The following is a 22,544-nucleotide window of genomic DNA, read 5'->3' on the forward strand; positions in this document are numbered from 1 at the left end:
GACTGCGCGGCCTTGTCAAACGGCGCGTCCCGCCGCCCGTCCCGAGAAGATGCAGCCGCCGAGGAAGGTGCCTTCGAGCGCGTTGTAGCCGTGATAGCCGCCACCGCCGAAACCCGCGACCTCTCCGGCCGCGAACAGGCCATGAAAGGCACTGCCGTCGGCGCGCAGGACCTGACCAGTGGGATCGGTGTGCAGCCCGCCCAGCGATTTGCGAGTCAGGATGTTCAGGCGCACGGCGATCAGCGGTCCGTTGGCGGGGTCCAGGATCGCGTGGGGGCGCGCGGTGCGGATCAGCTTGTCCCCGCGATAGTTTCGGGCCTCGCGGATCGCGTTGATCTGGGCGTCCTTGGCAAAGGGGTTGGTCAGCTGGCTGTCGCGGGCGCGGATCTGGCGGCGCAGGTCGGCCAGATCCAGCGGCGTGTCGGGGGTCAGGCGGTTCATGCCCGCGACCAGCGCCTCGAGCGTTTCGGCGACAACGAAATCCTCGCCGTGCTGTTTGAACGCCTCGACCGGGGCGGGGGCACCTTTTCCAGCCAGCCGCGCGCGCAACACGGCGGACCACTTGCCCGAGGTCAGATCGGGGTTCTGCTCGGACCCGGAGAGGGCGAATTCCTTTTCGATGATCTTCTGGGTCAGGATGAACCAGCTGTGTTCATGGCCGGTCGAGAGGATGCGTTTCAGCGTGCCCAGCGTGTCGAAACCGGGCAAGAAGGGCGCCTCCATCCGCTGGCCAAGCGCGTCGAACCACAGGGACGAGGGGCCGGGCAGGATGCGGATACCGTGGTTCGGCCAGATCGGATCCCAGTTGGCCAGCCCTTCGGTGTAGTGCCACATGCGGTCGGGGTTGATGATCGCGGCGCCGGCCTGATGGGCGACCTGCTGCATCTGGCCGTCGACATAGGCGGGCACCCCGGCGACCATGCGTTGCGGCGGCGGGCCCAGCCGGTCCACCGGCCATTGCGCGCGGACCATCTGGTGATCGCCGCCGATCCCGCCCGAGGTGACGATGACCGCCCCCGCCCGCAGCGTGAAATCCGAGGCGACGGCGCGGCTGGTGGGTTTGCCGCGCTCGGCGGTGTCGGGGATCAGAACCTGGCCGGTGACGCCGGTGACGATGCCGTGCTCGACGATCAGGTCGGTGACGCGGTGGCGGAAATGCAGGGTGATGCGGCCCTGCTCGACATGGGTGCGCAGTTGGTGTTCGAACGCGGCCACCACGCCCGGCCCGGTGCCCCAAGTGACGTGGAACCGCGGAACCGAGTTGCCATGCCCATGCGCCTGCGCGCCGCCGCGTTCGGCCCAGCCGACAACGGGGAACCAGCGCATCCCCAGCGCGCGGAGCCAACTGCGCATCTCGCCAGCAGCGAAGTCGATATAGGCCTCGGCGACCTTGCGGGGGTTGGCGTCTTCCGGGCGGTCGAACTGGGCGCTACCCAGCCAGTCGGACAGGGCCAGATCGGCGCTGTCACGGATGCCCATGCGGCGCTGTTCAGGCGTGTCGACCATGAACAGCCCGCCCAGCGACCAGAACGCCTGCCCGCCCATTGATTGCGGCCCTTCCTGGTCCAGCAGGGCGACCTTGCGGCCCCGGCTTGCCGCCTCGCAAGCGGCGACCATACCCGCCAACCCGGCGCCAATCACGATGACGTCCGACATGAAAAAGCCCTCCCGTTTGGGGAAGGCTAAATCGCGGCGCGATTTGCGCCAAATGGAACCTCGCGTAAGCCGCGATCAGGCGGCGACGGCGTACTCGATATACTCGGCGGGTTCTGCGTCTTTCTTCGCGGCGATGTACGGCGCGGGGGTGTAGTAGGCGTAAGCCTGTTCCAGAACGGCCAGAGCTTGCTGGGCGCGGGTCTTGTCGGTGTTGGACATCGGGTGCCTCGTGTCGTTTTACAGTCAGCCTCCCTACGGCGGAAAATAGGGATTTTCCGCGCCGCGACATCCCCCAATGCAGAATTTCTGCTATGCAGCATTTGCAGATTTTCCCAGCGTCAACATAGCGAAAGGCCCGCCAGAGGCGGGCCTTTGCAAACCGGTGCAACCGGAAATATCAGACGGCGCGGTTGACCATCATGCGCTTGATCTCGGCAATCGCCTTGGCCGGGTTCAGACCCTTGGGGCAGGTCTTGGCGCAGTTCATGATGGTGTGGCAGCGGTACAGCTTGAACGGATCTTCGAGGTTGTCCAGACGCTCGCCGGTGGCTTCGTCGCGGCTGTCGATGATCCAGCGGTAGGCGTGCAGCAGCGCGGCCGGGCCGAGGTAACGGTCGGAGTTCCACCAGTAGCTGGGGCACGAGGTCGAGCACGACGCGCACATCACGCATTCATACAGGCCGTCCAGTTTCTTGCGGTCTTCGATCGACTGCTTCCACTCTTTTGCGGGGCGGTTGGTCTTGGTTTCCAGCCACGGCATGATCGAGGCATGCTGCGCGTAGAAGTGGGTCAGGTCGGGGATCAAGTCCTTGACCACGGGCATGTGGGGCAGCGGGTAGATCTTCACGTCGCCCTTGATTTCGTCCATGCCGTAGATACAGGCCAGCGTGTTGATGCCATCGATGTTCATCGCGCAGGACCCGCAGATGCCTTCGCGGCAGGACCGGCGGAAGGTCAGGGTGGGGTCGATCTCGTTCTTGATCTTGATCAGCGCGTCCAGAACCATCGGGCCACACTTGTCCATGTCCAGGAAATAGGTGTCCACACGGGGGTTTTCACCGTCTTCCGGGCTCCAGCGGTAGATCTGGAATTTGCGGACATTGGTCGCGCCTTCGGGCTTCGGCCAGGTCTTGCCGGTCTTGATTTTCGAGTTCTTGGGTAGGGTGAATTGTACCATGTTCTTACCTTTCGATCGGCATCGGCCTTGGGGTTACCGTAGGGCCCCAAGCCAGTTTTTGTCTGTCTCGTATCCAAGTGCAATCAGATCGTCACCAAAACGGTCCAGATAGGCGCGCCCCACACGAGGCGACATCTTTCCGGGCCATTGCCGCGCCACGCCCGAATTGACGTGACCGGCCACAACGGTCTTGCGCTGCGCGGGATCGGCCATGCCGCCGAACAGCGAGTTTTCCCAGAACGCGCGGGTGCCCTTTTCCACCTGCTCGGCGCTCAGGCCAAAGCGGGTCAGGGCATCGCGGAATTGCGTGCAGTCGGTATCTGCGATCAGCGCCTCGTACTGCCATTCGATGCTGTTGGCGCGGGAATAATCCCAGGCCCGCATTTGGCGCAGGGTGTCGGCGTGCTTGTGCTCCATCTCGAACAGGATGCGGTCGTCGGCATCGGGGATCGAGAGCAGCTTTTGCTGGTAGGTCATCCCGCCGAATTCGGGCCGCGGTTCGTGCAGCCAGTCCTCTTTCGAGGCGGGGGCGGTTTCGTGATAGCGCGCGCCGGACAGCAGCACGTCGCGCGGATCGCGGATGATGTGCAGGAACAGGACGTCGTCGCGGGCGAACAGCTCGTCCGGGAAGGCCGAATCCCAGTTGGTGCCCAGAACGCGGCCCTCAGCGGGCAGGCGTTTGACGGCGCGCTTCCACATCGAGAATTTCGGCAGGTTCAGCGCGGTGGACAGCGCCTTGAACACCTGCTGCATCCAGATCGTGCCCGTCTTGTGATGGGTGCCGACGCACAGGATGCGCGGGGCGGTCATCGGCTGCATGGCAAGGGCGGTCATTTGAACACCCCCATGTTGCCGGTGACGATGTCACGGATGATGCCCACGTCGCGGCGCTTCAGGCCGGCGCGGTTGACCTCCAGCATGAACTCCAGCGCGGCCGGGGTCAGGCTTTCGTTGCGGCGGTCGGGGATGTCCAGCGCGGCGATGGTGTCGGCGTCGATGCCAGCGGCGCGCAGCAGGGCGGCGCCCATCGGCTGGTTGCCGTCCGCCATGTCGCGGAAGATCACCGGCGAGGCGGTCACGGCGGCCAAACGCGCCTGTAGCGCGGGCCAGTCCACGTTCAGCGCGGCGGCAGGCCAGTCGGCATAGGCGACGGTACAGCCCAGCTGCTTGACCTCTTGGTTATGCGCGCTGCGCAGCCAGGCCCCGGCATCGCGGGTGGTGAAATGAAACTCGGAACGCGCGGGCAGATCGGCAGCCTCGACCACGGGCAGGATCGCCGCGGCATGGTCGAAGATCAGGCCGGTTTCGTCCTGCACACGCAGGCCCAGCACGTTTTCGTCAGAGACGATGGCGACCGGCGCACCGGCCCCCAGCACCGCATCGGCGATCTTGCGCAGCTCGGCCTGGAAGGCGGTTTTCGCCGCCTCGGTCCGCTCGCGCAGATAGGTCATCGCGGTGGTGCGCAGGGCCGCCGTCAGGCGCCCCCGCGGGAAAAGGGTGACGCGATCCCGCAACCGCGCCCGGTTCGCACGCATAAGCCATTGCGCCGCGGTGGTTCCGGTTTTCTGAAAACCGAAATGCCAGATGATCCGCGGCGCGTTTGCGTGGCTTATGGCAGGAGCCATGGGCATGGTGCGGGACGCCCCTTAGAACGTCCGCGCCTTGGGCGCGATTTTGGCCAGGCTGATGCCGCCTTCGGCTTCGGTGGTCAGCGGGTCCAGGATGACCGGACGGTAGCTGAGGTCGACCTTGTTGCCCTCGACGCGGCTGACGGTGTGGACACGCCAGTTCTGATCGTCACGGGTGGTGTGGTCTTCCGAAGCGTGTGCACCGCGCGATTCCTTGCGCGCTTCGGCACCCACGATGGTGGCCAGCGCGTTCGGCATCAGGTTGGTCAGTTCCAGCGTTTCCATCAGGTCGCTGTTCCAGACCAGGCTGCGGTCGGTGACCTTCAGGTCATCCAGCTTGGCGGCGATGGCGGTCATTTTCACGACGCCTTCGGCCAGGGTCTTGTCGGTGCGGAACACGGCAGCGTCGGCCTGCATGGTGCGCTGCATTTCCAGACGCAGGTCTGCGGTCGCGATGCCGCCCTTGGCGTGGCGCAGGCCATCGAAACGGTCGAATGCCTTGTCCACGGACGCCTGGTTCAGAACCGGGTTCGGCGCCTCGGGGTTCACAACCTTGCCGGCGCGGATCGCGGCGGCGCGGCCAAAGACCACCAGGTCGATCAGCGAGTTCGAGCCCAGACGGTTCGCACCGTGCACCGAGGCACAGCCCGCTTCGCCCACGGCCATCAGGCCCGGAACGACGCCGGTCGGGTTCTCGGCGGTCGGGTTCAGCACTTCGCCCCAGTAGTTGGTGGGAATGCCGCCCATGTTGTAGTGAACGGTCGGCAGAACCGGGATCGGTTCCTTGGTCACGTTCACACCGGCGAAAATCTTGGCCGATTCCGAGATGCCCGGCAGACGCTCTGCCAGTGCTTCGGCGGGCAGGTGCGACAGGTTCAGGTGGATGTGATCGCCATGCTCGCCCACGCCGCGGCCTTCGCGGATTTCCATGGTCATGCAGCGGGACACGTAGTCACGCGGGGCCAGATCCTTGTAGTGGGGTGCGTAACGCTCCATGAAGCGTTCGCCCTGGCTGTTGGTCAGGTAACCGCCTTCGCCGCGCGCACCCTCGGTGATCAGACAGCCCGAGCCGTAGATCCCGGTGGGGTGGAACTGCACGAATTCCATGTCCTGCAGCGCCAGACCGGCCCGCGCGACCATGCCGCCACCGTCGCCGGTGCAGGTATGGGCCGAGGTGGCCGAGAAATAGGCACGGCCATAGCCGCCGGTGGCCAGAACGACCATCTTGGCGTTGAACACGTGGAAGGTGCCGTCGTCGAGTTTCCAGCACACCACGCCCTGGCACTGGCCGTCCTCGGACATGACCAGGTCGATGGCGAAGTATTCGATGTAGAACTCGGCGTTGTTTTTCAGCGACTGGCCATACAGCGTGTGCAGGATGGCGTGGCCGGTGCGGTCAGCCGCGGCGCAGGTACGCTGCACGGGCGGGCCGTCACCGAATTCGGTGGTGTGGCCACCGAACGGACGCTGGTAGATCTTGCCTTCTTGGGTCCGCGAGAACGGAACGCCGTAATGCTCCAGCTCGTAGACGGCCTTGGGGGCCTCACGCGCAAGGTATTCCATCGCGTCGGTGTCACCCAGCCAGTCCGAGCCCTTGACGGTGTCGAACATGTGCCACTGCCAGTTGTCCGGGCCCATGTTCGCCAGCGAGGCGGCGATACCGCCCTGCGCCGCAACGGTGTGCGAGCGGGTCGGGAAAACCTTGGTGACGCAAGCGGTGCGCAGGCCTTGCTCGGCCATGCCCAGCGTCGCGCGCAGGCCAGCGCCACCGGCGCCCACCACGACCACGTCGTATTCGTGAACTTCGTATTCGTAAGATGCCATTGTTCTTCTTCCTTACAGCGCGATCTTGGCCAGGGCGAACAGGCCCACGGCGATCAGGACATAGGACAGGCCGATGACGAACATGATCGCCATCTTTTTGCTGGTCCCGTGCGCGTAGTCTTCGATCATCATCTGCGCGCCCTTGGCGAAGTGGCGCATGGCCACGACCAGGGTCATACCGGTCAGGATGGCCGGGATCGGACGCGAGAAAACGGCGATCACATCGGCATGGCTGCCACCTAGGGCGCTGCCGAAGATGTACACGAACAGCGGCACCAGAAAGGCCAGGCCGACGGCGCTGACTTGCATGTACCAATGATGTTCGGTGCCGGTATGTGCGGCGCCCTTGCCTTCGGCGCGCTTGCGTGCGGTCAGGTAACGCATGTCGGTCTCCTTACACGATCACGATGGTCAGGACGGTCAGAACGACCGATCCGATCAGACAGGCCCAGCCGAGTTTCTCGGCGGTGGGGATGTCCAGGCCCTTGCCGGCGTCGTAATACAGGTGACGCAGACCGGCCAGGTAGTGATACCACACGCCCAGGGCCGACAGGGTGAAGACGATATCGCCAAACCACGAGGTCAGCACCGCGTTCGCGATGTCGAAATATGCCTCAGAGGTTGCAGCCGCCAGCAGCCACCACACGACCAGCATCGCAGAAACGATCAGCGCATTGCCGGTGATCCGCGTCAGGATGGAGGTGAACGAGGTCAGCTGGGGGCGATAGATTTGAAGATGCGGCGAAAGAGGGCGCTCGACCCGTTTCACATCGGCCATATCAGATCCTTTCAGGGTTCCCTTGCTTGCCCGCTTTAATAGCCGTTTTTTCCGATTTGTCACGCGCAACGGATGCCCCGGCGGCAGCAAATTTCACGAAAACGTTAGAAAAGAGACGCGTTGTGATCACAGCATTCCTATGCGTGATCACAAAACCAATCATAAGGGAATTTGTCGGGATTTGCGCCGATTCCGTCGCCGATGCTGCAGCTGCACCGCTAACATTTGGATCGGCGAATTTGTTGGGCCGCGCCGGAATTTCCCTGCGCGGCCCGACAGATCACATCGGCATCAGCGCCCAGTAGTCCAGATCCAGCAGGACGTCGGGCAGGTACTTGCCGTCTTCGCCCTTCAGCTGGCCGGGCTCGGCACCGGCCTTGACGGCGACCAGGCGCAGGCGGATCGCGCCGACGCCGGGGGCGGTGGTTTCGGCCTTGTCCAGCACCTCGGACCAGGCTTTGACGGTCAGGCCGCTGAAGCACGGGTTGGCATGCGCGCCGCCGTTCAGGCCGACGATCATCTGCGCATTGGCCAGGCCGTTGAACGACAGAGCCCGCGCCATCGAGATCACGTGGCCGCCGTAGATCAGCCGCTGCCCGTCGGGGCGGAAGGTGGCGTCGAAGTGCACCTTGGCGGTGTTCTGCCACAGGCGGGTGGCGATCATGTGCTCGGCTTCCTCGATGGTGACGCCGTCGACGTGGTCGATGATCTCGCCCACCTCGTAGTCGCCCCAGCGGTGCGGCTCGCCGGCCTGCACGAAGTCGTAGTTCGAGAAATCCAGCCCCTCGGGGATCACCAGCTCGCCCGCCGGAATGACCTTTTTCAGATCGGGGATGACGGTTTCCGGGGCGGGCGCGCCCAGGTCGTTCTTGCGCACCATGACCCAGCGGACATAGTCCAGAACCACCTCGTCCAGCTGGTTCCAGCCACGGGTGCGGACGTAGACCACGCCGGATTTGCCGTTCGAGTTTTCCTTCAGCCCAATCACCTCGGAGGTCGAGCGCAGCGTGTCCCCGGCGAAGACCGGCTTCAGCCATTTGCCCTCGGCATAGCCCAGGTTGGCGACGGCGTTCAGCGACACGTCCGGCACGGTCTTGCCGAACACGACGTGGAACGCGGCCAGGTCGTCCAGCGGGCTTTCGGGCAGGCCGCTGTCGCGGGCAAACTCATCGGACGAGTACAGCGCGTGACGCGCCGGGTACAGCGCATGATACAGCGCGCGCTCGCCCTCGCCCACGGTACGCGGGACGGCATGGGCGATCACGTCGCCGATCTTGTAGTCTTCGAAAAAGCGGCCCGGGTTGGTCTTCGCCATCAGTGTTCTCCCAGTTTGGTGTCGGGGGTGTAGGTGCCTTCGACCTCTTTCACCACGGCCTGCCCGCAGCGCATGACGCCATTGGCGGCGTCAAAGGCATAGGTCGGCTGGCCGTGCAGTTCCCAGCCCTTGTTCAGGGCGGCGGTGACCTTGTGGCAGAAGGCCGAGGTGTCGTCCTCGGTCAGGAATCTGTACAGTTTCATGGTGTTATCCAAATACGTAATAGCCGCGGCCATAGTGGATGGCGACAAAGCCACCATATATCAGAAGCGTGCCCAGAACGGCGCGGATTTCCTTTTTCGCAGGCGCGGGGGCGGGTTTCGTCCAGGTGGTCTGGCGGTTCAGCATGATGACCTCGGCCACGGCCCAGGCCAGCAGCCCGCCGAACAGGATCAGATCCTCTAGCGCGCCGTTGACCAGCAGGTGAGAGACGGCCCACAGCTTGACCGCAGTCAGCTGGGGGTGCCGGATGTACTGGGCCAGACGGGTTTTCAGGCCCGAAACGGCGAACAGGTACAGCGACAGCAGCATCAGCAGGTTGTTGATGCCGGTCAGCGCCGGGGTGCGACCCCAGAACACCGGGCCGTCGGCCTTTAGGTAACCCCAGCCCATCAGCGCAATGCCCGCCACGATCGCCAACGCCACGGGCCCACGCCCGGCGGGGCCCATCGCGGCGCGTCTGGCCGGAGCGATCCGGCCAAACACATGCGCGCCCGACCACAGCAGCACGCCAAGGATCAGCATCCCCTGATAGAGGTCCAGCTGCATCGGTGCAGATTGGCTGATGTCCATGGCGTGTCTCCTGTGTTGCGGTTCGCGTCAGCCTGCCAGATCGGCGATGGCTGCGGCCTTGGCCAGGGTCTTTTTCGCGGTCTCGACGTGCAGGTTCTCGACGATCTTGCCGTCCACAACCGCCACGCCCTGCCCCGAGGCTTCGACCTCTTCAAAGGCCGCGATCTGGCGCTTGGCCAGGTCGATTTCCGCCTCGGAGGGGGCAAAGGCCGCGTTGGTCACGTCGACCTGCGCGGGGTGGATCAGGGTCTTGCCGTCATAGCCCATGTCGCGGCCCTGATCGCATTCGTATTTCAGACCCTCGTCGTCCTTGAACTGGTTGTAGACGCCGTCGATGGCGATCACGCCATGGGCGCGGGCGGCCAGCAGGATCATCTGCAGCGAGGCCTGCATCGGCAGACGGTCGGCGCGGAAGCGGCAGTTCAGCTCTTTCGCCAGGTCATTGGTGCCCGCGACGAAGCCGGTCAGCTGCGGGTGGGCGGCGATTTCCAGCGCGTTCAGGATGCCCAGCGGGGTTTCCATCATCGCCCAGATCGGCTTGCCGTTGCCCAGCAGGTCGGCCAGCGCCTGCACATCGGCGGCCGAGTTCACCTTGGGCAGCAGGAAGGCGTCGCAGTCGGCGTCGCGCAGCGCCTCGACGTCGCCCTTGCCCCATTCGGTGTCCAGGCCGTTGATGCGAATGATCTTGGCCTTGTTGCCATAGCCGCCCTCGGTCAGCGCGGTTTTCAGGGTGGCGCGGGCCTCGACCTTGGCGTCGGGGGTCACGGCATCCTCGAGATCGAAGATGATCGCGTCAACGGGCAGGGTGCGGGCCTTGTCCAGCGCCCGGTCCTTGGAACCGGGGATATACAGAACCGAGCGATAGGGGCGAGCAGTCATGTCCATGAGTCTTGTCCTCGTAATAATCTTGCGCGGGACATGGCCAAATTTCAGCGAAAATTTCAAGCGGAATGTCGCCGCGCCGCAGAATTCGCTACAATTCCGGTGCGGAACTCAGGTCAATGCATCCCAGATCAGCTTGACCCCGGTCAGGGTCAGCAGGACGTAGGTCAGGCTGAAAAACGCCCGCTCGGGCACCATGTGATGCGCCTTGACCCCCAGCGAGGCGCCCAGAACGGCGAACGGCGCCAGCAGCAGATCGGCCCACAGCGTCTGCGCCGTGAAGATGCCCAGAAAGGCGTAGGGGATGAATTTCGCAATGTTGATCGCCCAGAAGATCAGCACTGTGGTCGCTTGATACGGCGTCTTTCCCAGCCCGCGCGACAGCAGGTAGACGGCGGCGGGCGGCCCTCCGGCGTGGCTGACAAAGCTGGTGAACCCGGCCAGCGCGCCGGCCAGCGCGCCGCCCCATTGCGGCATCTCTCGGGCGGGCGGACGGATCAGCCGGGTCTTCAGCGCCATCTGCCAGCCCACGAAAGCCAGCGAGATCCCGCCGATCAGCAGCCGGAAAAGATCGGCGTCGGCGACCTGATACAGCCACGCGCCGATCGCCACGCCGGGCAGCGCGCCCAGGATCAGCAGGCGGGCGTCGGGCCAGCTCCACTTCTTCCAATAGGGGCGCAGGGTGGTCACATCGACCAGCATCAGCAGTGGCAACATGATGCCAAGTGCTTGTCCCGGCTCCAGAACCAGAGCGAGAATCGAGGCCGCCGCAAAGGCCGCTCCGGACCCGAAACCACCCTTGGAAATCCCCGCAAAGGTGACTGCCGGTGCTGCGACAGCAAAAAAAGCCCAGTCCAATTGCATACCGTTGTATTCCGTAAAGTCCCGTCGCCACTCGGATTTAGGGCGTTTGCGCGTCATATCACAGTCACAAAAGCCTGTCGCCGCTGCGCAGCAGACTTGAAACGAAGGCGCGAAAAGATTACGCCATGCGCGAAATTCAAACGGACCGGAGATGAATTCCATGGCCAGACCCAAGATTGCCCTCATCGGCGCAGGCAACATCGGTGGCACCCTTGCCCACCTCGCAGCCCTGAAAGAACTCGGCGACATCGTGATGTTCGACATCGCCGACGGCCTGCCCCAGGGCAAGGCCCTCGACATCGCGGAGTCGGGCCCCTCGGAAGGCTTCGACGCGGCCATGTCGGGCACCAGCTCGTACGAGGACATCGCAGGCGCGGACGTCTGCATCGTCACCGCCGGTGTCGCCCGTAAGCCGGGCATGTCGCGCGACGACCTGCTGGGCATCAACCTGAAGGTCATGAAGTCGGTCGGCGAAGGCATTGCCGCGCACGCACCCGACGCATTCGTCATCTGCATCACCAACCCGCTGGACGCGATGGTTTGGGCCCTGCAGAAGTTCTCGGGCCTGCCCCCGCACAAGGTGTGCGGCATGGCTGGCGTGCTGGACTCGGCCCGTTTCCGTCACTTCCTGTCGGTCGAATTCGGCGTGTCCATGCGTGACGTGACCGCGTTCGTTCTGGGCGGCCACGGCGACACCATGGTGCCGTCGGTGCGTTACTCGACCGTTGCCGGTATCCCCCTGCCCGACCTGATCGAGATGGGCTGGACCACCCAAGAGAAGATGGACGCGATCGTTCAGCGCACCCGTGACGGCGGCGCCGAGATCGTTGGCCTGCTGAAGACCGGCTCGGCGTTCTACGCACCGGCCACCTCGGCCATCGAAATGGCCGAAGCCTACCTGAAAGACCAGAAGCGCGTTCTGCCCTGCGCCGCCTATTGCGACGGCGAGATCGGCGTGAAGGACATGTATGTCGGCGTTCCGACCGTGATCGGCGCCGGCGGCGTCGAGCGCGTCGTGGACATCAAGCTGACCAAAGAAGAGCAGGTCATGTTCGACAAGTCGGTTGACGCCGTCAAAGGCCTGGTCGCTGCTTGTAAAGAGATCGACCCCTCGCTGGCCTAAGCCGGTTTCGGGACGGATTTCAGGGGCGCCTTCGGGCGCCCCTTTTTCATGCGCCGACCCGTCCAAATTCAAATTTTCGCATGATTTTCACGGCAAATCAGGCACTCGCGGCCCATTGCAGTGTCATGCCCATGTCGTAAATTCGGGTCATCAGGGACGAATCAATCCCTGCTTGCGCCGGATGGGAACGCAACGTCACCAGGTGTTGTGATCACAGTTTTTCAGAGTGTGATCACAAAGCCCAGAAAAACGGCGAAATTCTGCTTCCCACGCAATATTCCTTTAGGTAGGACCGTCCAATGGGGGTATACGACCCCCAATCGTAGCAAGACGGGACAGTTTTCATGAACATCCATGAATATCAGGCGAAAGCACTTCTTCGCGAATACGGTGCCCCGGTTTCTGAAGGACGTGCCGTCCTGAAGGCCGAGGATGCAAAAACCGCTGCTGGTCAGCTGGACGGCCCGCTGTGGGTCGTGAAGGCTCAGATCCACGCAGGTGGTCGCGGCAAGGGCAAATTCAAAGAAGCCGAAGCCGGTGAAAAGGGCGGTGTCCGCCTGGCCAAGTCGGTGGAAGAAGCCGCCGAAGAAGCCAAGAAGATGCTGGGCAAGACCTTGGTCACCCACCAGACCGGCCCGGCCGGCAAGCAGGTGAACCGCATCTATATCGAAGCCGGCTCGGACATCGAGCGCGAGCTGTACCTGGCCTTCCTGGTCGATCGTCAGTCCTCGCGGATTTCGATCGTGGCCTCGACCGAAGGCGGCATGGACATCGAGGAGGTGGCTGCAAGCACCCCCGAGAAGATCCTGTCCTTCACCATCGACCCCGCGGTTGGCTACATGCCCTACCACGGCCGTCGCGTGGCTTTCTCGCTGGGTCTGACCGGTGGTCAGGTCAAGCAGTGCGTCGCGCTGCTGGGCAACCTGTACCGTGCCTTCGTCGAGAAGGACATGGAGATGCTGGAAATCAACCCGCTGATCGTCATGCCCGATGGCAACCTGAAGCTGCTGGACGCCAAGCTGGGCTTTGACGGCAACGCGGTTTACCGTCACCCCGACGTCGCCAACCTGCGCGACGAAACCGAAGAAGACCCGAAAGAGCTGGCAGCGTCGAAATACGACCTGAACTACATCGCTCTGGACGGTGAAATCGGCTGCATGGTGAACGGTGCGGGCCTGGCAATGGCCACCATGGACATCATCAAGCTGTACGGTGCCGAGCCGGCCAACTTCCTGGACGTCGGTGGCGGCGCAACCAAGGAAAAGGTCACCGAAGCGTTCAAGATCATCACCTCGGACCCGAACGTCAAAGGCATCCTGGTCAACATCTTCGGCGGCATCATGCGCTGCGATGTGATCGCCGAGGGCGTCGTTGCCGCGGTCAAGGAAGTGGGTCTGCAGGTTCCGCTGGTCGTCCGTCTGGAAGGCACCAACGTGGAAAAAGGCAAAGAGATCATCAACACTTCGGGTCTGAACGTGATCGCAGCCGACAACCTGTCGGACGGCGCCGAGAAGATCGTGAAAGCGGTGAAAGGATAAGAAAATGGCAGTCCTCATCGACGAAAACACCAAAGTCATCTGTCAGGGCTTCACCGGCTCGCAGGGCACGTTCCACTCGGAACAGGCGATCGCTTACGGCACCAAGATGGTTGGCGGCGTGACCCCCGGCAAAGGCGGCACCAGCCACCTGAACCTGCCGGTGTTCAACTCGGTCCACGAAGCCAAGCACGTGACCGAAGCCAACGCCACCGTGATCTACGTTCCGCCGCCCTTCGCGGCTGACTCGATCCTGGAAGCGATCGACGCCGAGATGGAGCTGATCGTCTGCATCACCGAAGGCATCCCGGTTCTGGACATGATGCGCGTCAAGCGCGCGCTGATCGACAGCTCGTCGCGCCTGATCGGCCCGAACTGCCCCGGCGTCATCACCCCCAACGCCTGCAAGATCGGCATCATGCCCGGCCACATCCACAAGCGTGGCTCGGTTGGCGTTGTGTCGCGTTCGGGCACCCTGACCTACGAAGCGGTCAAGCAGACCTCGGACATCGGCCTGGGCCAATCGACCGCAGTCGGCATCGGTGGTGACCCCATCAAGGGCACCGAGCATATCGACGTGCTGGAAATGTTCCTGAACGACCCCGAAACCCAGTCGATCATCATGATCGGCGAGATCGGTGGCTCGGCCGAGGAAGAAGCCGCAGAATACCTGGCAGAACAGCGCAAAAAAGGCCGCTGGAAGCCGACCGCAGGTTTCATCGCAGGCCGTACCGCCCCTCCGGGCCGTCGCATGGGCCACGCCGGCGCGATCGTCGCAGGCGGCAAGGGTGACGCGGAATCGAAGATCGAAGCCATGAAATCGGCCGGTATCGTCGTCGCAGACAGCCCCGCCACCCTGGGCGAGGCCGTGCAGGCCGCCATCGCCAAGGGCTGATCGGCGCCAACGGCACCAAAGACACTGGCGCGGGCCGGACACATGTCCGGCCTGCCCGCAAAAACCAGAGCCTCATGAAAGGCACCCGCCGGGTTTCTTTCCTGATGCTCTTGGACGACCGCTCTGGGGAAGGAAGCGCGCCGAACACGATGTGTTCCGAAGGCTATGCTTTCGCCCGTCCCGACCCAAACGGCCTCCCGTCAGATCCTACACCCCGTCGGGCCGCGCTGGTGGTCCGGTGAACCGCAACCTGAGGTGCAATAATGAACGACCAGAGCCCGAACGACATGTTCCATGCCTCCAGCTTCATGCAGGGGCACAACGCCGAATACCTGGAACAGCTGTATGCCCGCTGGGCGAATGACCCCAACGCCGTGGATGCGGCCTGGGCCGATTTCTTCCGTCAGCTGGGCGACGCGGAACTGGACGTCAAGAAAGAGGCCGCAGGCCCCTCTTGGGCACGCACCGACTGGCCGCCGGTCCCCTCGGATGACCTGACTGCCGCGCTGGATGGCCAATGGCCCGCCCCCGTGGAAACCAAGGCCGCCGGCAAGAAGATCGTCGAGAAAGCCGCCGAAAAAGGCATCCAGCTGAGCGACGAGCAAGTCAAACGCGCCGTTCTGGACTCGGTCCGCGCGCTGATGATCATCCGCGCCTACCGGATCCGTGGCCACCTGATCGCCGACATCGACCCGCTGAACATGCGCGACAAGACTCCGCATCCCGAGCTGGACCCGAAATCCTACGGCTTCACCGATGCCGACATGGACCGCCCGATCTTCATCGACAACGTGCTGGGGCTTCAGGTTGCCTCGATGCGTCAGATCATGGACATCGTGAAGCGGACCTACTGCGGTACCTTCGCGCTGCAATACATGCACATCTCGAACCCCGAAGAAGCCGGCTGGCTGAAAGAGCGGATCGAGGGCTACGGCAAGGAAATCGCGTTCACCCGCGAAGGCCGCAAGGCAATCCTGAACAAGCTGGTCGAGGCCGAGGGCTTTGAGAAGTTCCTGCACGTCAAGTACATGGGCACCAAGCGTTTCGGCCTGGACGGCGGCGAGGCCCTGATCCCCGCGATGGAACAGATCATCAAGCGCGGCGGCAACCTGGGTGCCAAGGAAATCGTGATCGGCATGCCCCACCGCGGCCGTCTGAACATCCTGGCCAACGTGCTCAGCAAACCTTACCGCGCCATCTTCAACGAATTCCAGGGCGGCTCGTTCAAGCCCGAGGACGTGGATGGTTCGGGCGACGTGAAATACCACCTGGGCGCCTCGTCGGACCGTGAGTTCGACGGCAACAAGGTCCACCTGTCGCTGACCGCCAACCCCTCGCACCTTGAGGCGGTGAACCCCGTCGTTCTGGGCAAGTGCCGCGCCAAGACCGACCAGCTGAACGACGCCGAGCATCACTCGGTCATCCCCGTGCTGCTGCACGGCGATGCCGCGTTCGCAGGTCAGGGCATCGTGGCAGAATGCTTCCAGCTGTCGGGCATCCGTGGTCACCGCACCGGCGGCACCATGCATATCGTGGTGAACAACCAGATCGGTTTCACCACCGCGCCGCACTTCTCGCGCAGCTCGCCCTACCCGACCGACATCGCCCTGATGGTCGAAGCGCCGATCTTCCACGTCAACGGGGATGACCCCGAGGCCGTGGTTCACGCCGCCAAGGTCGCGACCGAGTTCCGGATGAAGTTCCACAAGGACGTCGTCATCGACATCTTCTGCTATCGCCGCTTCGGTCACAACGAAGGCGACGAGCCGATGTTCACCAACCCGATGATGTACAACAACATCAAGCGTCACAAGACGACGCTGCAGCTGTACACCGAACGTCTGGTGGCCGACGGGCTGATCCCCGAAGGCGAGATCGAGGACATGAAGGCCGCCTTCCAGGCCCAGCTGAACGAAGAGTTCGAGGCCGGCAAGGACTACAAGCCGAACAAGGCCGACTGGCTGGACGGCCGCTGGTCGCACCTGGATCGCGAAAAGCAGGAAAACTACCAGCGTGGCCAGACCGCCATCAGCGAAGAGACCATGAAACAGGTCGGCGAGGCGCTGACCCGCGTTCCCAATGGCTTCCCGCTGCACAAGACCGTGTCGCGTCTGCTGGAAACCAAGCAAGAGATGTTCAACTCGGGCAAGGGCTTTGACTGGGCAACCGCCGAGGCACTGGCGTTCGGCTCGCTGCTGACCGAGGGCTACCCGGTCCGTCTGGCCGGCCAGGACTCGACCCGCGGCACCTTCTCGCAGCGTCACTCGGGCCTGGTGAACCAGGAAACCGAAGAGCGTTACTACCCGCTGAACAACATCCGCGAAGGCCAGGCCCGTTACGAAGTCATCGACTCGGCCCTGTCCGAATACGCGGTGCTGGGTTTTGAGTACGGCTACTCGCTGGCCGAACCGAACGCCCTGACCATGTGGGAAGCACAGTTCGGCGACTTCGCGAACGGCGCGCAGATCATGTTCGACCAGTTCATCAGCTCGGGCGAATCCAAGTGGCTGCGTATGTCGGGCCTGACCGTCCTGCTGCCGCACGGCTTCGAAGGCCAGGGCCCGGAACACTCGTCGGCGCGTCTGGAACGCTTCCTGACCATGTGTGGCGGTGACAACTGGATCGTGGCGAACTGCTCGACCCCGGCGAACTACTTCCACATCCTGCGCCGTCAGCTGCACCGCACCTTCCGCAAGCCGCTGATCCTGATGACCCCGAAATCGCTGCTGCGTCACAAGATGTGCATCTCGGACGTCGAGGATTTCGTGACCGGCTCGTCCTTCCACCGTGTGCTGTGGGATGATGCCGAAAAGGGCCATTCGGACAACACCCTGGTGGCCGACGACAAGATCAAGCGCGTCGTCATGTGCTCGGGCAAGGTCTATTACGACCTGCTGGAGGAACGTGACGCCCGTGGCATCAACGACGTCTACCTGATGCGGATCGAACAGTACTATCCGTTCCCGGCCATGACCCTGACCAAGGAACTGGAGCGTTTCAAGAACGCCCAGATGGTCTGGTGTCAGGAAGAACCGAAGAACCAGGGTGCCTGGGCCTTCATCGAGCCGAACATCGAATGGGTCCTGACCCGCATCGACGCCAAGCACAAGCGCCCGACCTATGCCGGCCGCGCAGCATCGGCATCGCCGGCAACCGGTCTGTCCAGCCAGCACAAAGCACAACAACAGGCGCTGATCGACGAAGCGCTGACCATCGAAGGGAAATAACCCATGACGACTGAAGTTCGCGTCCCCACCCTTGGCGAATCCGTAACCGAAGCCACGGTCGCAACCTGGTTCAAAAAGCCCGGCGATGCCGTCGCACAAGACGAAATGCTGTGCGAGTTGGAAACCGACAAGGTGACGGTCGAGGTTCCGGCCCCCGCCGCTGGCGTTCTGGCTGAGATCGTGGCCGCCGAAGGGACCACCGTGGGTGTCGACGCCCTGCTGGCGATGATCAGCGAAGCTGGCGCCGCCGTGGCCCCCGCCGCAGCCAAGCCCGCCGCCGCTGCCCCCGCAGCCGCAGCCGACACCGTTGACGTGATGGTTCCGGCGCTGGGTGAATCGGTGTCCGAGGCAACCGTGTCGACCTGGTTCAAGAAAGCAGGCGACACCGTCGCGCAGGACGAAATGCTGTGCGAACTGGAAACCGACAAGGTGTCCGTCGAGGTTCCCGCCCCCGCCGCTGGCGTTCTGGCTGAAATCCTGGCCCCCGAAGGCACCACCGTCGCCGCTGGCGGCAAGCTGGCCGTGATCTCGGCCTCGGGTGCTGTCGCCGCCGCCGCTCCGGCTGCTGCTGCCGCCCCCGCCGCTGCCCCCGCAGCCTCGGGCGCCAAGGACATCAAGGACGGCCCCGCCGCCGAGAAAGCCATGGCCGAAGCCGGCATTTCGCGTGACGCCGTGACCGGCACCGGCCGCGATGGCCGCGCCACCAAGGTTGACGTCGCCCGCGCCGTCGCTGCTGCTGCTGCGGCCCCCGCAGCCCCGGCCGCCGCACCGCGCGCGCCCGTGTCGGCAGACGACGCTTCGCGCGAAGAGCGCGTGAAGATGACCCGCCTGCGTCAGACCATTGCCCGCCGCCTGAAGGACGCGCAGAACAACGCCGCCATGCTGACCACCTATAACGAGGTGGACATGTCGGCAGCCATGGACCTGCGCAGCACCTACAAGGACCAGTTCGAGAAGAAGCACGGCGTCCGTCTGGGCTTCATGTCGTTCTTCACCAAGGCCTGCGTGCACGCGCTGAAAGAAGTGCCCGAAGTGAACGCCGAAATCGACGGCACCGACATCGTGTACAAGAACTACGTGCACATGGGCATCGCTGCGGGCACCCCGCAGGGCCTGGTGGTTCCGGTCATCCGCGACGCCGACCAGAAGTCCTTCGCCGAGATCGAGAAAGAGATCGCCGAGAAGGGCCGCCGCGCCCGTGACGGCAAGCTCTCGATGGCGGAAATGCAGGGCGGTTCGTTCACCATCTCCAACGGCGGTGTGTACGGCTCGCTGATGTCGTCGCCGATCCTGAACCCCCCGCAGTCGGGCATCCTGGGCATGCACAAGATCCAGGACCGCGCGATGGTCGTGAACGGTCAGATCGTCATCCGCCCGATGATGTACCTGGCGCTGTCCTATGACCACCGCATCGTCGACGGCAAAGGCGCCGTGACCTTCCTGGTCCGCGTCAAGGAAGCGCTGGAAGACCCGCGCCGCCTGCTGATGGACCTGTAATGCAACGCGGCCCGCATCCCCTGGGGGTGCGGGCCACCACGCACCTTTACGCACAATGACAAACCCCGCCCCCTCTGCCCAAGTCGCCCTCGTCGCCTGCATGAGGAACGAAGGCATCTTCTTGCTGGAATGGGTCGCCTATCACCAGGGCCTGGGGTTCGACGCCATCATCGTCGTCACCAACGACTGCACCGATGGCTCTGACACGCTGGCCGAAGCACTGGCCGCTGCTGGCCACATCATCCACATCGACCAGACCGTCCCCGCCGGCACCTCGCCGCAGGATGTGGGCATGGATCTCGCGCTGATCTGGATGCGCCGCCACGATATCACCTGGGCCCTGCACATCGACAGCGACGAGTTTGTGCTGCTCGAAAACGGCTCGATCCATGATCTGCTGGCCGACCTGCAACAGGCCGACGTGATCCCCCTGCCCTGGCGCAATTTCGGCGACAACGGCGTGGCCGAGTGGACGCCGGGCGACACCGTCCTGACCGCCTTCACCCGCGCCCAGGCCGCGGCAGAACCCGGCGTGACCAAGTTCAAATGCCTGTTCCGCGTCGCCAGCTTCGCCTTTGCCACCGATCACAACCCGCTGGCCCCGCTGGTCGAAACCCCCACCGTCCTGTCGCCGGATGGCGAAGAGCTGTCCAACACCAGCCTCTATCAGGCCAAATCCGCACGCTTCCGGCCCCATGACGTGGCCTGCCGCACCCGCCGCGCCCGCCTGAACCACTACGCCGTAAAATCCCGCGACCTCTTCCTGATGAAGAACGACCGCGGCAACGGCCAGGGCACCGTTGAGGGCCGCAAATACCACCTCGGCTCGCGCTGGCACCGCATCGCCAACCGCAACGAGGTCGAAGACACCGCGATCCTGCGCCACTGGCCCGACACCCAACGCCGCCTGGCCGCCCTGCGCGCCGACCCCGCCATCGCCGCTGCCGAAACCGCCTGCCAGACCTGGTTCAGCGCCCGCCGCGCCGCCATCCTGACACCGGAACGCATCGCTGAATGGACCCACCGAAAGGCCCACGCATGAGCCTTCTTCTTTTTCAAAATATCCTCGGGGGTGAATGCGTTGGAAATCGCCAGATTTTCAACGAAGAGGGGGCAGACAGCCCCCTGCCCCTGCCCCTCAAACACCCAAACATCTGACGGAGACACCCAATGGCACAATATGACGTGATCGTAATCGGCGCCGGCCCCGGCGGCTATGTCGCAGCCATCCGCTGCGCCCAGCTGGGCCTGAAAACCGCCTGCGTCGAAGGCCGCGAGACCCTCGGCGGCACCTGCCTGAACGTGGGCTGCATCCCCTCCAAGGCGCTGCTGCACGCCTCGCACAGCCTGCACGAGGCCGAGCACAACTTCGAGAAAATGGGCCTGAAAGTCGCCGCCCCCAAGGTCGACTGGAAACAGATGCTGGCCTACAAGGACGACGTCATCAAGGGCAACACCACCGGCATCGAATTCCTGTTCAAGAAGAACAAGGTCGACTGGCTGAAGGGCTGGGGCTCGATCCCCGCCGCTGGCAAGGTGCAGGTCGGCGACACCGTCTACGAGACCAAGAACATCATCATCGCCTCCGGCTCCGAAGCCTCGCCCGTTCCCGGCGCGGATGTGACCGTCGATGAAACCGTCGTCGTCACCTCGACCGGCGCGCTGGCCCTGCCGAAGATCCCGAAAAAGATGGTCGTGATCGGCGCGGGCGTCATCGGTCTGGAACTCGGCTCGGTCTACAAGCGTCTGGGCACCGAGGTGACCGTGGTCGAATTCCTCGACAACATCACCCCCGGCATGGACGGCGAGATTCAGAAGAACTTCCTGAAACTGCTGAAAAAGCAGGGGCTGGAGTTTGTTCTGGGCGCCGCTGTGCAAAAGGTCGAAGCCACCAAGACCAAGGCCAAAGTCACCTACAAGCTGCGCAAGGATGACTCCGAGCATTCGCTGGACGCCGATGTCGTTCTGTGCGCCACCGGCCGCCGCCCCTACACCGACGGTCTGGGCCTCGAAGCCCTTGGCGTGGAAATGTCGCCGCGCGGTCAGATCAAGACCAACGGCCACTGGCAGACCAACGTCCCCGGCATCTACGCAATCGGTGACGCGATCGACGGCCCGATGCTGGCTCACAAGGCCGAAGACGAAGGCATGGCCGCCGCCGAAGTTATCGCCGGCAAGCATGGCCACGTGAACTATGACGTGATCCCCGGCGTGATCTACACCGCCCCCGAGGTCGCCACCGTCGGCAAGACCGAAGAGCAGCTGAAGGCCGAGGGCCGCGCCTACAAGGTCGGCAAGTTCCCCTTCATGGGCAACGCCCGCGCCAAGGCCGTGTTCCAGGGCGAAGGCTTCGTCAAGCTGCTGGCCGACAAGGAAACCGACCGCGTTCTGGGCTGCCACATCATCGGCCCGGGCGCTGGCGACCTGATCCACGAGATCTGCGTTGCGATGGAATTCGGTGCCTCGGCGCAGGACGTGGCGCTGACGTGCCATGCCCACCCGACCTTCTCCGAGGCCGTGCGCGAAGCCGCCCTGGCCTGCGGCGACGGCGCGATCCACGCGTAATCGCGACCCGCTCAAACCAAAGGCCGCCCCTCGGGGCGGCCTTTGTCGTTGCCATTGTCCGGTGCGTCAGAACCCCACGAAGCGCGCGGTTTCCCCCACCGTCCGGCGGTTTGATCGCACCTCGTTCGCCGCGAACTCGTCATCCGGCCAGCCCAAGGCCACGCAGGTCAGGATCACCTCGTCATCCGGTATCCCCGCGACCTCGCGCACCACCGGCGACTGCATGATCCCCTGCCCGTTGATCACAGCACCCAGCCCCCGCGCCCAGGCGGCCAGCACCAGCCCATAGGTCACGGCCCCCAGATCGAAATGCGCAATGGTGCCCTGATCCTCGATCATCCGGTCGAACGTCACCACGATCGAGACCGGCGCATCGAATTGCCGGAACCCGCGCATCACCCAGTCCTGACGCATCACCTTGTCGTCGCGGGCAATGCCCATCGCGGCGAACAGCTGCTTGGCGATCTCGACCTGCCGGTCCCGATGCACGCCGGTATAGGCGCCGTGATCGGGGATTTCCCGCTGTGGCGGCACCCCTGCCAGCATCCGTTCGGAATTTCCCCGCCGGACCTGTTCCAACGGTTCCCCCGTCAGCACGTGGAAATGCCAGGGTTGCGTGTTCATGGACGAGGGCGCGCGGTTCGCCAGCGCGATGATCTCCTCCAGCATCTCGCGCGGCACCGGGTCGGGCTTGTAGCCCCTGATGCTGCGCCGTTCGTTGATCGCCTTGTCCAGGTCCATGCGGTGTCTCCCTCCCTTGTCCTTGCGGCTCAGGGTGGGATCAGC

The 22,544-nt window shown here is 64.0% G+C and carries 21 protein-coding genes; 7 read left to right on the forward strand and 14 right to left on the reverse strand.

The annotated features are described in order from the left end of the window. Nucleotides 1–15 precede the first annotated feature (15 nt). The 13 genes from E7681_RS00320 to E7681_RS00375 form a co-directional block, all read right to left on the reverse strand. Nucleotides 16–1,656 carry an FAD-binding dehydrogenase gene (locus E7681_RS00320; protein WP_136337266.1) on the reverse strand — a complete coding sequence of 547 codons (1,641 nt, stop codon included), beginning with the start codon at nucleotides 1,654–1,656 and terminating at the stop codon, nucleotides 16–18. Nucleotides 1,657–1,731: 75 nt separating this feature from the next. Next, nucleotides 1,732–1,875, reverse strand: coding sequence for a hypothetical protein (locus tag E7681_RS18755; RefSeq protein WP_168733125.1), 144 nt, complete (start codon nucleotides 1,873–1,875; stop codon nucleotides 1,732–1,734). Nucleotides 1,876–2,053: 178 nt separating this feature from the next. Then, entirely contained in the window at nucleotides 2,054–2,833 is a 780-nt protein-coding gene (locus E7681_RS00325; protein ID WP_136337267.1) for a succinate dehydrogenase iron-sulfur subunit, read from the reverse strand. Between the two features lie 33 nt (nucleotides 2,834–2,866). Then, nucleotides 2,867–3,667: a hypothetical protein gene (locus tag E7681_RS00330; protein WP_136337268.1), complete on the reverse strand. Its 801-nt coding sequence runs from the start codon at nucleotides 3,665–3,667 to the stop codon at nucleotides 2,867–2,869. Next, nucleotides 3,664–4,368, reverse strand: a complete 705-nt coding sequence (locus tag E7681_RS00335; RefSeq protein WP_136337269.1) for a hypothetical protein — start codon at nucleotides 4,366–4,368, stop codon at nucleotides 3,664–3,666. The genes E7681_RS00330 and E7681_RS00335 overlap by 4 nt, the downstream gene beginning before the upstream one ends. A 111-nt stretch (nucleotides 4,369–4,479) precedes the next feature. After that, entirely contained in the window at nucleotides 4,480–6,285 is a 1,806-nt protein-coding gene (gene sdhA, locus E7681_RS00340; RefSeq protein ID WP_136337270.1) for a succinate dehydrogenase flavoprotein subunit, read from the reverse strand. Nucleotides 6,286–6,297: 12 nt separating this feature from the next. Beyond that, a complete protein-coding gene (gene sdhD / locus E7681_RS00345; protein WP_136337271.1) occupies nucleotides 6,298–6,669 on the reverse strand; it encodes a succinate dehydrogenase, hydrophobic membrane anchor protein in 372 nt (123 codons plus the stop codon). Between the two features lie 10 nt (nucleotides 6,670–6,679). Continuing rightward, on the reverse strand, nucleotides 6,680–7,063 hold the full coding sequence (sdhC, locus tag E7681_RS00350) for a succinate dehydrogenase, cytochrome b556 subunit (protein WP_136337272.1): 384 nt from the start codon (nucleotides 7,061–7,063) through the stop codon (nucleotides 6,680–6,682). A 280-nt stretch (nucleotides 7,064–7,343) separates the two neighbouring features. Continuing rightward, entirely contained in the window at nucleotides 7,344–8,378 is a 1,035-nt protein-coding gene (locus tag E7681_RS00355) for a MaoC family dehydratase (protein ID WP_136337273.1), read from the reverse strand. After that, complete coding sequence (locus E7681_RS00360; protein ID WP_136337274.1) at nucleotides 8,378–8,581, reverse strand: DUF1737 domain-containing protein; 204 nt, start codon at nucleotides 8,579–8,581, stop codon at nucleotides 8,378–8,380. Before E7681_RS00360 ends, E7681_RS00355 begins: the two co-directional genes overlap by 1 nt. Before the next feature lie 4 nt (nucleotides 8,582–8,585). Beyond that, nucleotides 8,586–9,170, reverse strand: coding sequence for an NnrU family protein (locus E7681_RS00365; protein ID WP_246032371.1), 585 nt, complete (start codon nucleotides 9,168–9,170; stop codon nucleotides 8,586–8,588). A 27-nt stretch (nucleotides 9,171–9,197) separates the two neighbouring features. Continuing rightward, nucleotides 9,198–10,055, reverse strand: a complete 858-nt coding sequence (locus E7681_RS00370; RefSeq protein WP_136337275.1) for an HpcH/HpaI aldolase/citrate lyase family protein — start codon at nucleotides 10,053–10,055, stop codon at nucleotides 9,198–9,200. A gap of 108 nt (nucleotides 10,056–10,163) precedes the next feature. Then, nucleotides 10,164–10,916: a sulfite exporter TauE/SafE family protein gene (locus tag E7681_RS00375; RefSeq protein ID WP_136337276.1), complete on the reverse strand. Its 753-nt coding sequence runs from the start codon at nucleotides 10,914–10,916 to the stop codon at nucleotides 10,164–10,166. Nucleotides 10,917–11,076: 160 nt separating this feature from the next. Between E7681_RS00375 and mdh the strand changes: the two genes are divergently transcribed. From mdh to lpdA, 7 genes are all read left to right on the forward strand, one after another. Continuing rightward, nucleotides 11,077–12,039, forward strand: coding sequence for a malate dehydrogenase (gene mdh, locus E7681_RS00380; protein WP_136337277.1), 963 nt, complete (start codon nucleotides 11,077–11,079; stop codon nucleotides 12,037–12,039). A gap of 344 nt (nucleotides 12,040–12,383) precedes the next feature. Further along, nucleotides 12,384–13,577: an ADP-forming succinate--CoA ligase subunit beta gene (gene sucC / locus E7681_RS00385; protein WP_136337278.1), complete on the forward strand. Its 1,194-nt coding sequence runs from the start codon at nucleotides 12,384–12,386 to the stop codon at nucleotides 13,575–13,577. A 4-nt stretch (nucleotides 13,578–13,581) separates the two neighbouring features. Further along, entirely contained in the window at nucleotides 13,582–14,469 is an 888-nt protein-coding gene (gene sucD, locus E7681_RS00390; RefSeq protein WP_136337279.1) for a succinate--CoA ligase subunit alpha, read from the forward strand. A 263-nt stretch (nucleotides 14,470–14,732) separates the two neighbouring features. Further along, complete coding sequence (locus E7681_RS00395) at nucleotides 14,733–17,696, forward strand: 2-oxoglutarate dehydrogenase E1 component (protein ID WP_136337280.1); 2,964 nt, start codon at nucleotides 14,733–14,735, stop codon at nucleotides 17,694–17,696. Between the two features lie 3 nt (nucleotides 17,697–17,699). Next, the gene (gene odhB, locus E7681_RS00400; RefSeq protein ID WP_136337281.1) at nucleotides 17,700–19,193 is read left to right on the forward strand and encodes a 2-oxoglutarate dehydrogenase complex dihydrolipoyllysine-residue succinyltransferase; all 1,494 of its coding nucleotides are present in this window, start codon (nucleotides 17,700–17,702) and stop codon (nucleotides 19,191–19,193) included. A 100-nt stretch (nucleotides 19,194–19,293) separates the two neighbouring features. Further along, complete coding sequence (locus tag E7681_RS00405; protein ID WP_211089748.1) at nucleotides 19,294–20,235, forward strand: glycosyltransferase family 2 protein; 942 nt, start codon at nucleotides 19,294–19,296, stop codon at nucleotides 20,233–20,235. 128 nt (nucleotides 20,236–20,363) lie between these two features. Further along, entirely contained in the window at nucleotides 20,364–21,758 is a 1,395-nt protein-coding gene (lpdA, locus tag E7681_RS00410) for a dihydrolipoyl dehydrogenase (protein WP_136337283.1), read from the forward strand. A gap of 66 nt (nucleotides 21,759–21,824) precedes the next feature. Here lpdA and E7681_RS00415 read toward each other — a convergent pair whose 3' ends face one another. Then, nucleotides 21,825–22,499, reverse strand: a complete 675-nt coding sequence (locus E7681_RS00415) for a nitroreductase (protein ID WP_136337284.1) — start codon at nucleotides 22,497–22,499, stop codon at nucleotides 21,825–21,827. Nucleotides 22,500–22,544: the final 45 nt, after the last annotated feature.

It is taken from the genome of Thalassobius vesicularis (genome assembly GCF_004799325.1).
Lineage (GTDB): Bacteria > Pseudomonadota > Alphaproteobacteria > Rhodobacterales > Rhodobacteraceae > Thalassobius > Thalassobius vesicularis.

Coding starts and splice junctions, on each gene's coding strand:
- E7681_RS00360 (WP_136337274.1), bottom strand. CDS start 8,581: ATGAAACTGTACAGATTCCTGACCGAGGACGACACCTCGGCCTTCTGC.
- E7681_RS00330 (WP_136337268.1), bottom strand. CDS start 3,667: ATGACCGCCCTTGCCATGCAGCCGATGACCGCCCCGCGCATCCTGTGC.
- sdhD (WP_136337271.1), bottom strand. CDS start 6,669: ATGCGTTACCTGACCGCACGCAAGCGCGCCGAAGGCAAGGGCGCCGCA.
- E7681_RS00370 (WP_136337275.1), bottom strand. CDS start 10,055: ATGGACATGACTGCTCGCCCCTATCGCTCGGTTCTGTATATCCCCGGT.
- E7681_RS00415 (WP_136337284.1), bottom strand. CDS start 22,499: ATGGACCTGGACAAGGCGATCAACGAACGGCGCAGCATCAGGGGCTAC.
- E7681_RS00355 (WP_136337273.1), bottom strand. CDS start 8,378: ATGGCGAAGACCAACCCGGGCCGCTTTTTCGAAGACTACAAGATCGGC.
- sucC (WP_136337278.1), top strand. CDS start 12,384: ATGAACATCCATGAATATCAGGCGAAAGCACTTCTTCGCGAATACGGT.
- sucD (WP_136337279.1), top strand. CDS start 13,582: ATGGCAGTCCTCATCGACGAAAACACCAAAGTCATCTGTCAGGGCTTC.
- sdhA (WP_136337270.1), bottom strand. CDS start 6,285: ATGGCATCTTACGAATACGAAGTTCACGAATACGACGTGGTCGTGGTG.
- E7681_RS00320 (WP_136337266.1), bottom strand. CDS start 1,656: ATGTCGGACGTCATCGTGATTGGCGCCGGGTTGGCGGGTATGGTCGCC.
- sdhC (WP_136337272.1), bottom strand. CDS start 7,063: ATGGCCGATGTGAAACGGGTCGAGCGCCCTCTTTCGCCGCATCTTCAA.
- E7681_RS00335 (WP_136337269.1), bottom strand. CDS start 4,368: ATGCGTGCGAACCGGGCGCGGTTGCGGGATCGCGTCACCCTTTTCCCG.
- odhB (WP_136337281.1), top strand. CDS start 17,700: ATGACGACTGAAGTTCGCGTCCCCACCCTTGGCGAATCCGTAACCGAA.
- E7681_RS00325 (WP_136337267.1), bottom strand. CDS start 2,833: ATGGTACAATTCACCCTACCCAAGAACTCGAAAATCAAGACCGGCAAG.
- E7681_RS00395 (WP_136337280.1), top strand. CDS start 14,733: ATGAACGACCAGAGCCCGAACGACATGTTCCATGCCTCCAGCTTCATG.
- E7681_RS18755 (WP_168733125.1), bottom strand. CDS start 1,875: ATGTCCAACACCGACAAGACCCGCGCCCAGCAAGCTCTGGCCGTTCTG.
- E7681_RS00365 (WP_246032371.1), bottom strand. CDS start 9,170: ATGGACATCAGCCAATCTGCACCGATGCAGCTGGACCTCTATCAGGGG.
- E7681_RS00405 (WP_211089748.1), top strand. CDS start 19,294: ATGAGGAACGAAGGCATCTTCTTGCTGGAATGGGTCGCCTATCACCAG.
- mdh (WP_136337277.1), top strand. CDS start 11,077: ATGGCCAGACCCAAGATTGCCCTCATCGGCGCAGGCAACATCGGTGGC.
- lpdA (WP_136337283.1), top strand. CDS start 20,364: ATGGCACAATATGACGTGATCGTAATCGGCGCCGGCCCCGGCGGCTAT.
- E7681_RS00375 (WP_136337276.1), bottom strand. CDS start 10,916: ATGCAATTGGACTGGGCTTTTTTTGCTGTCGCAGCACCGGCAGTCACC.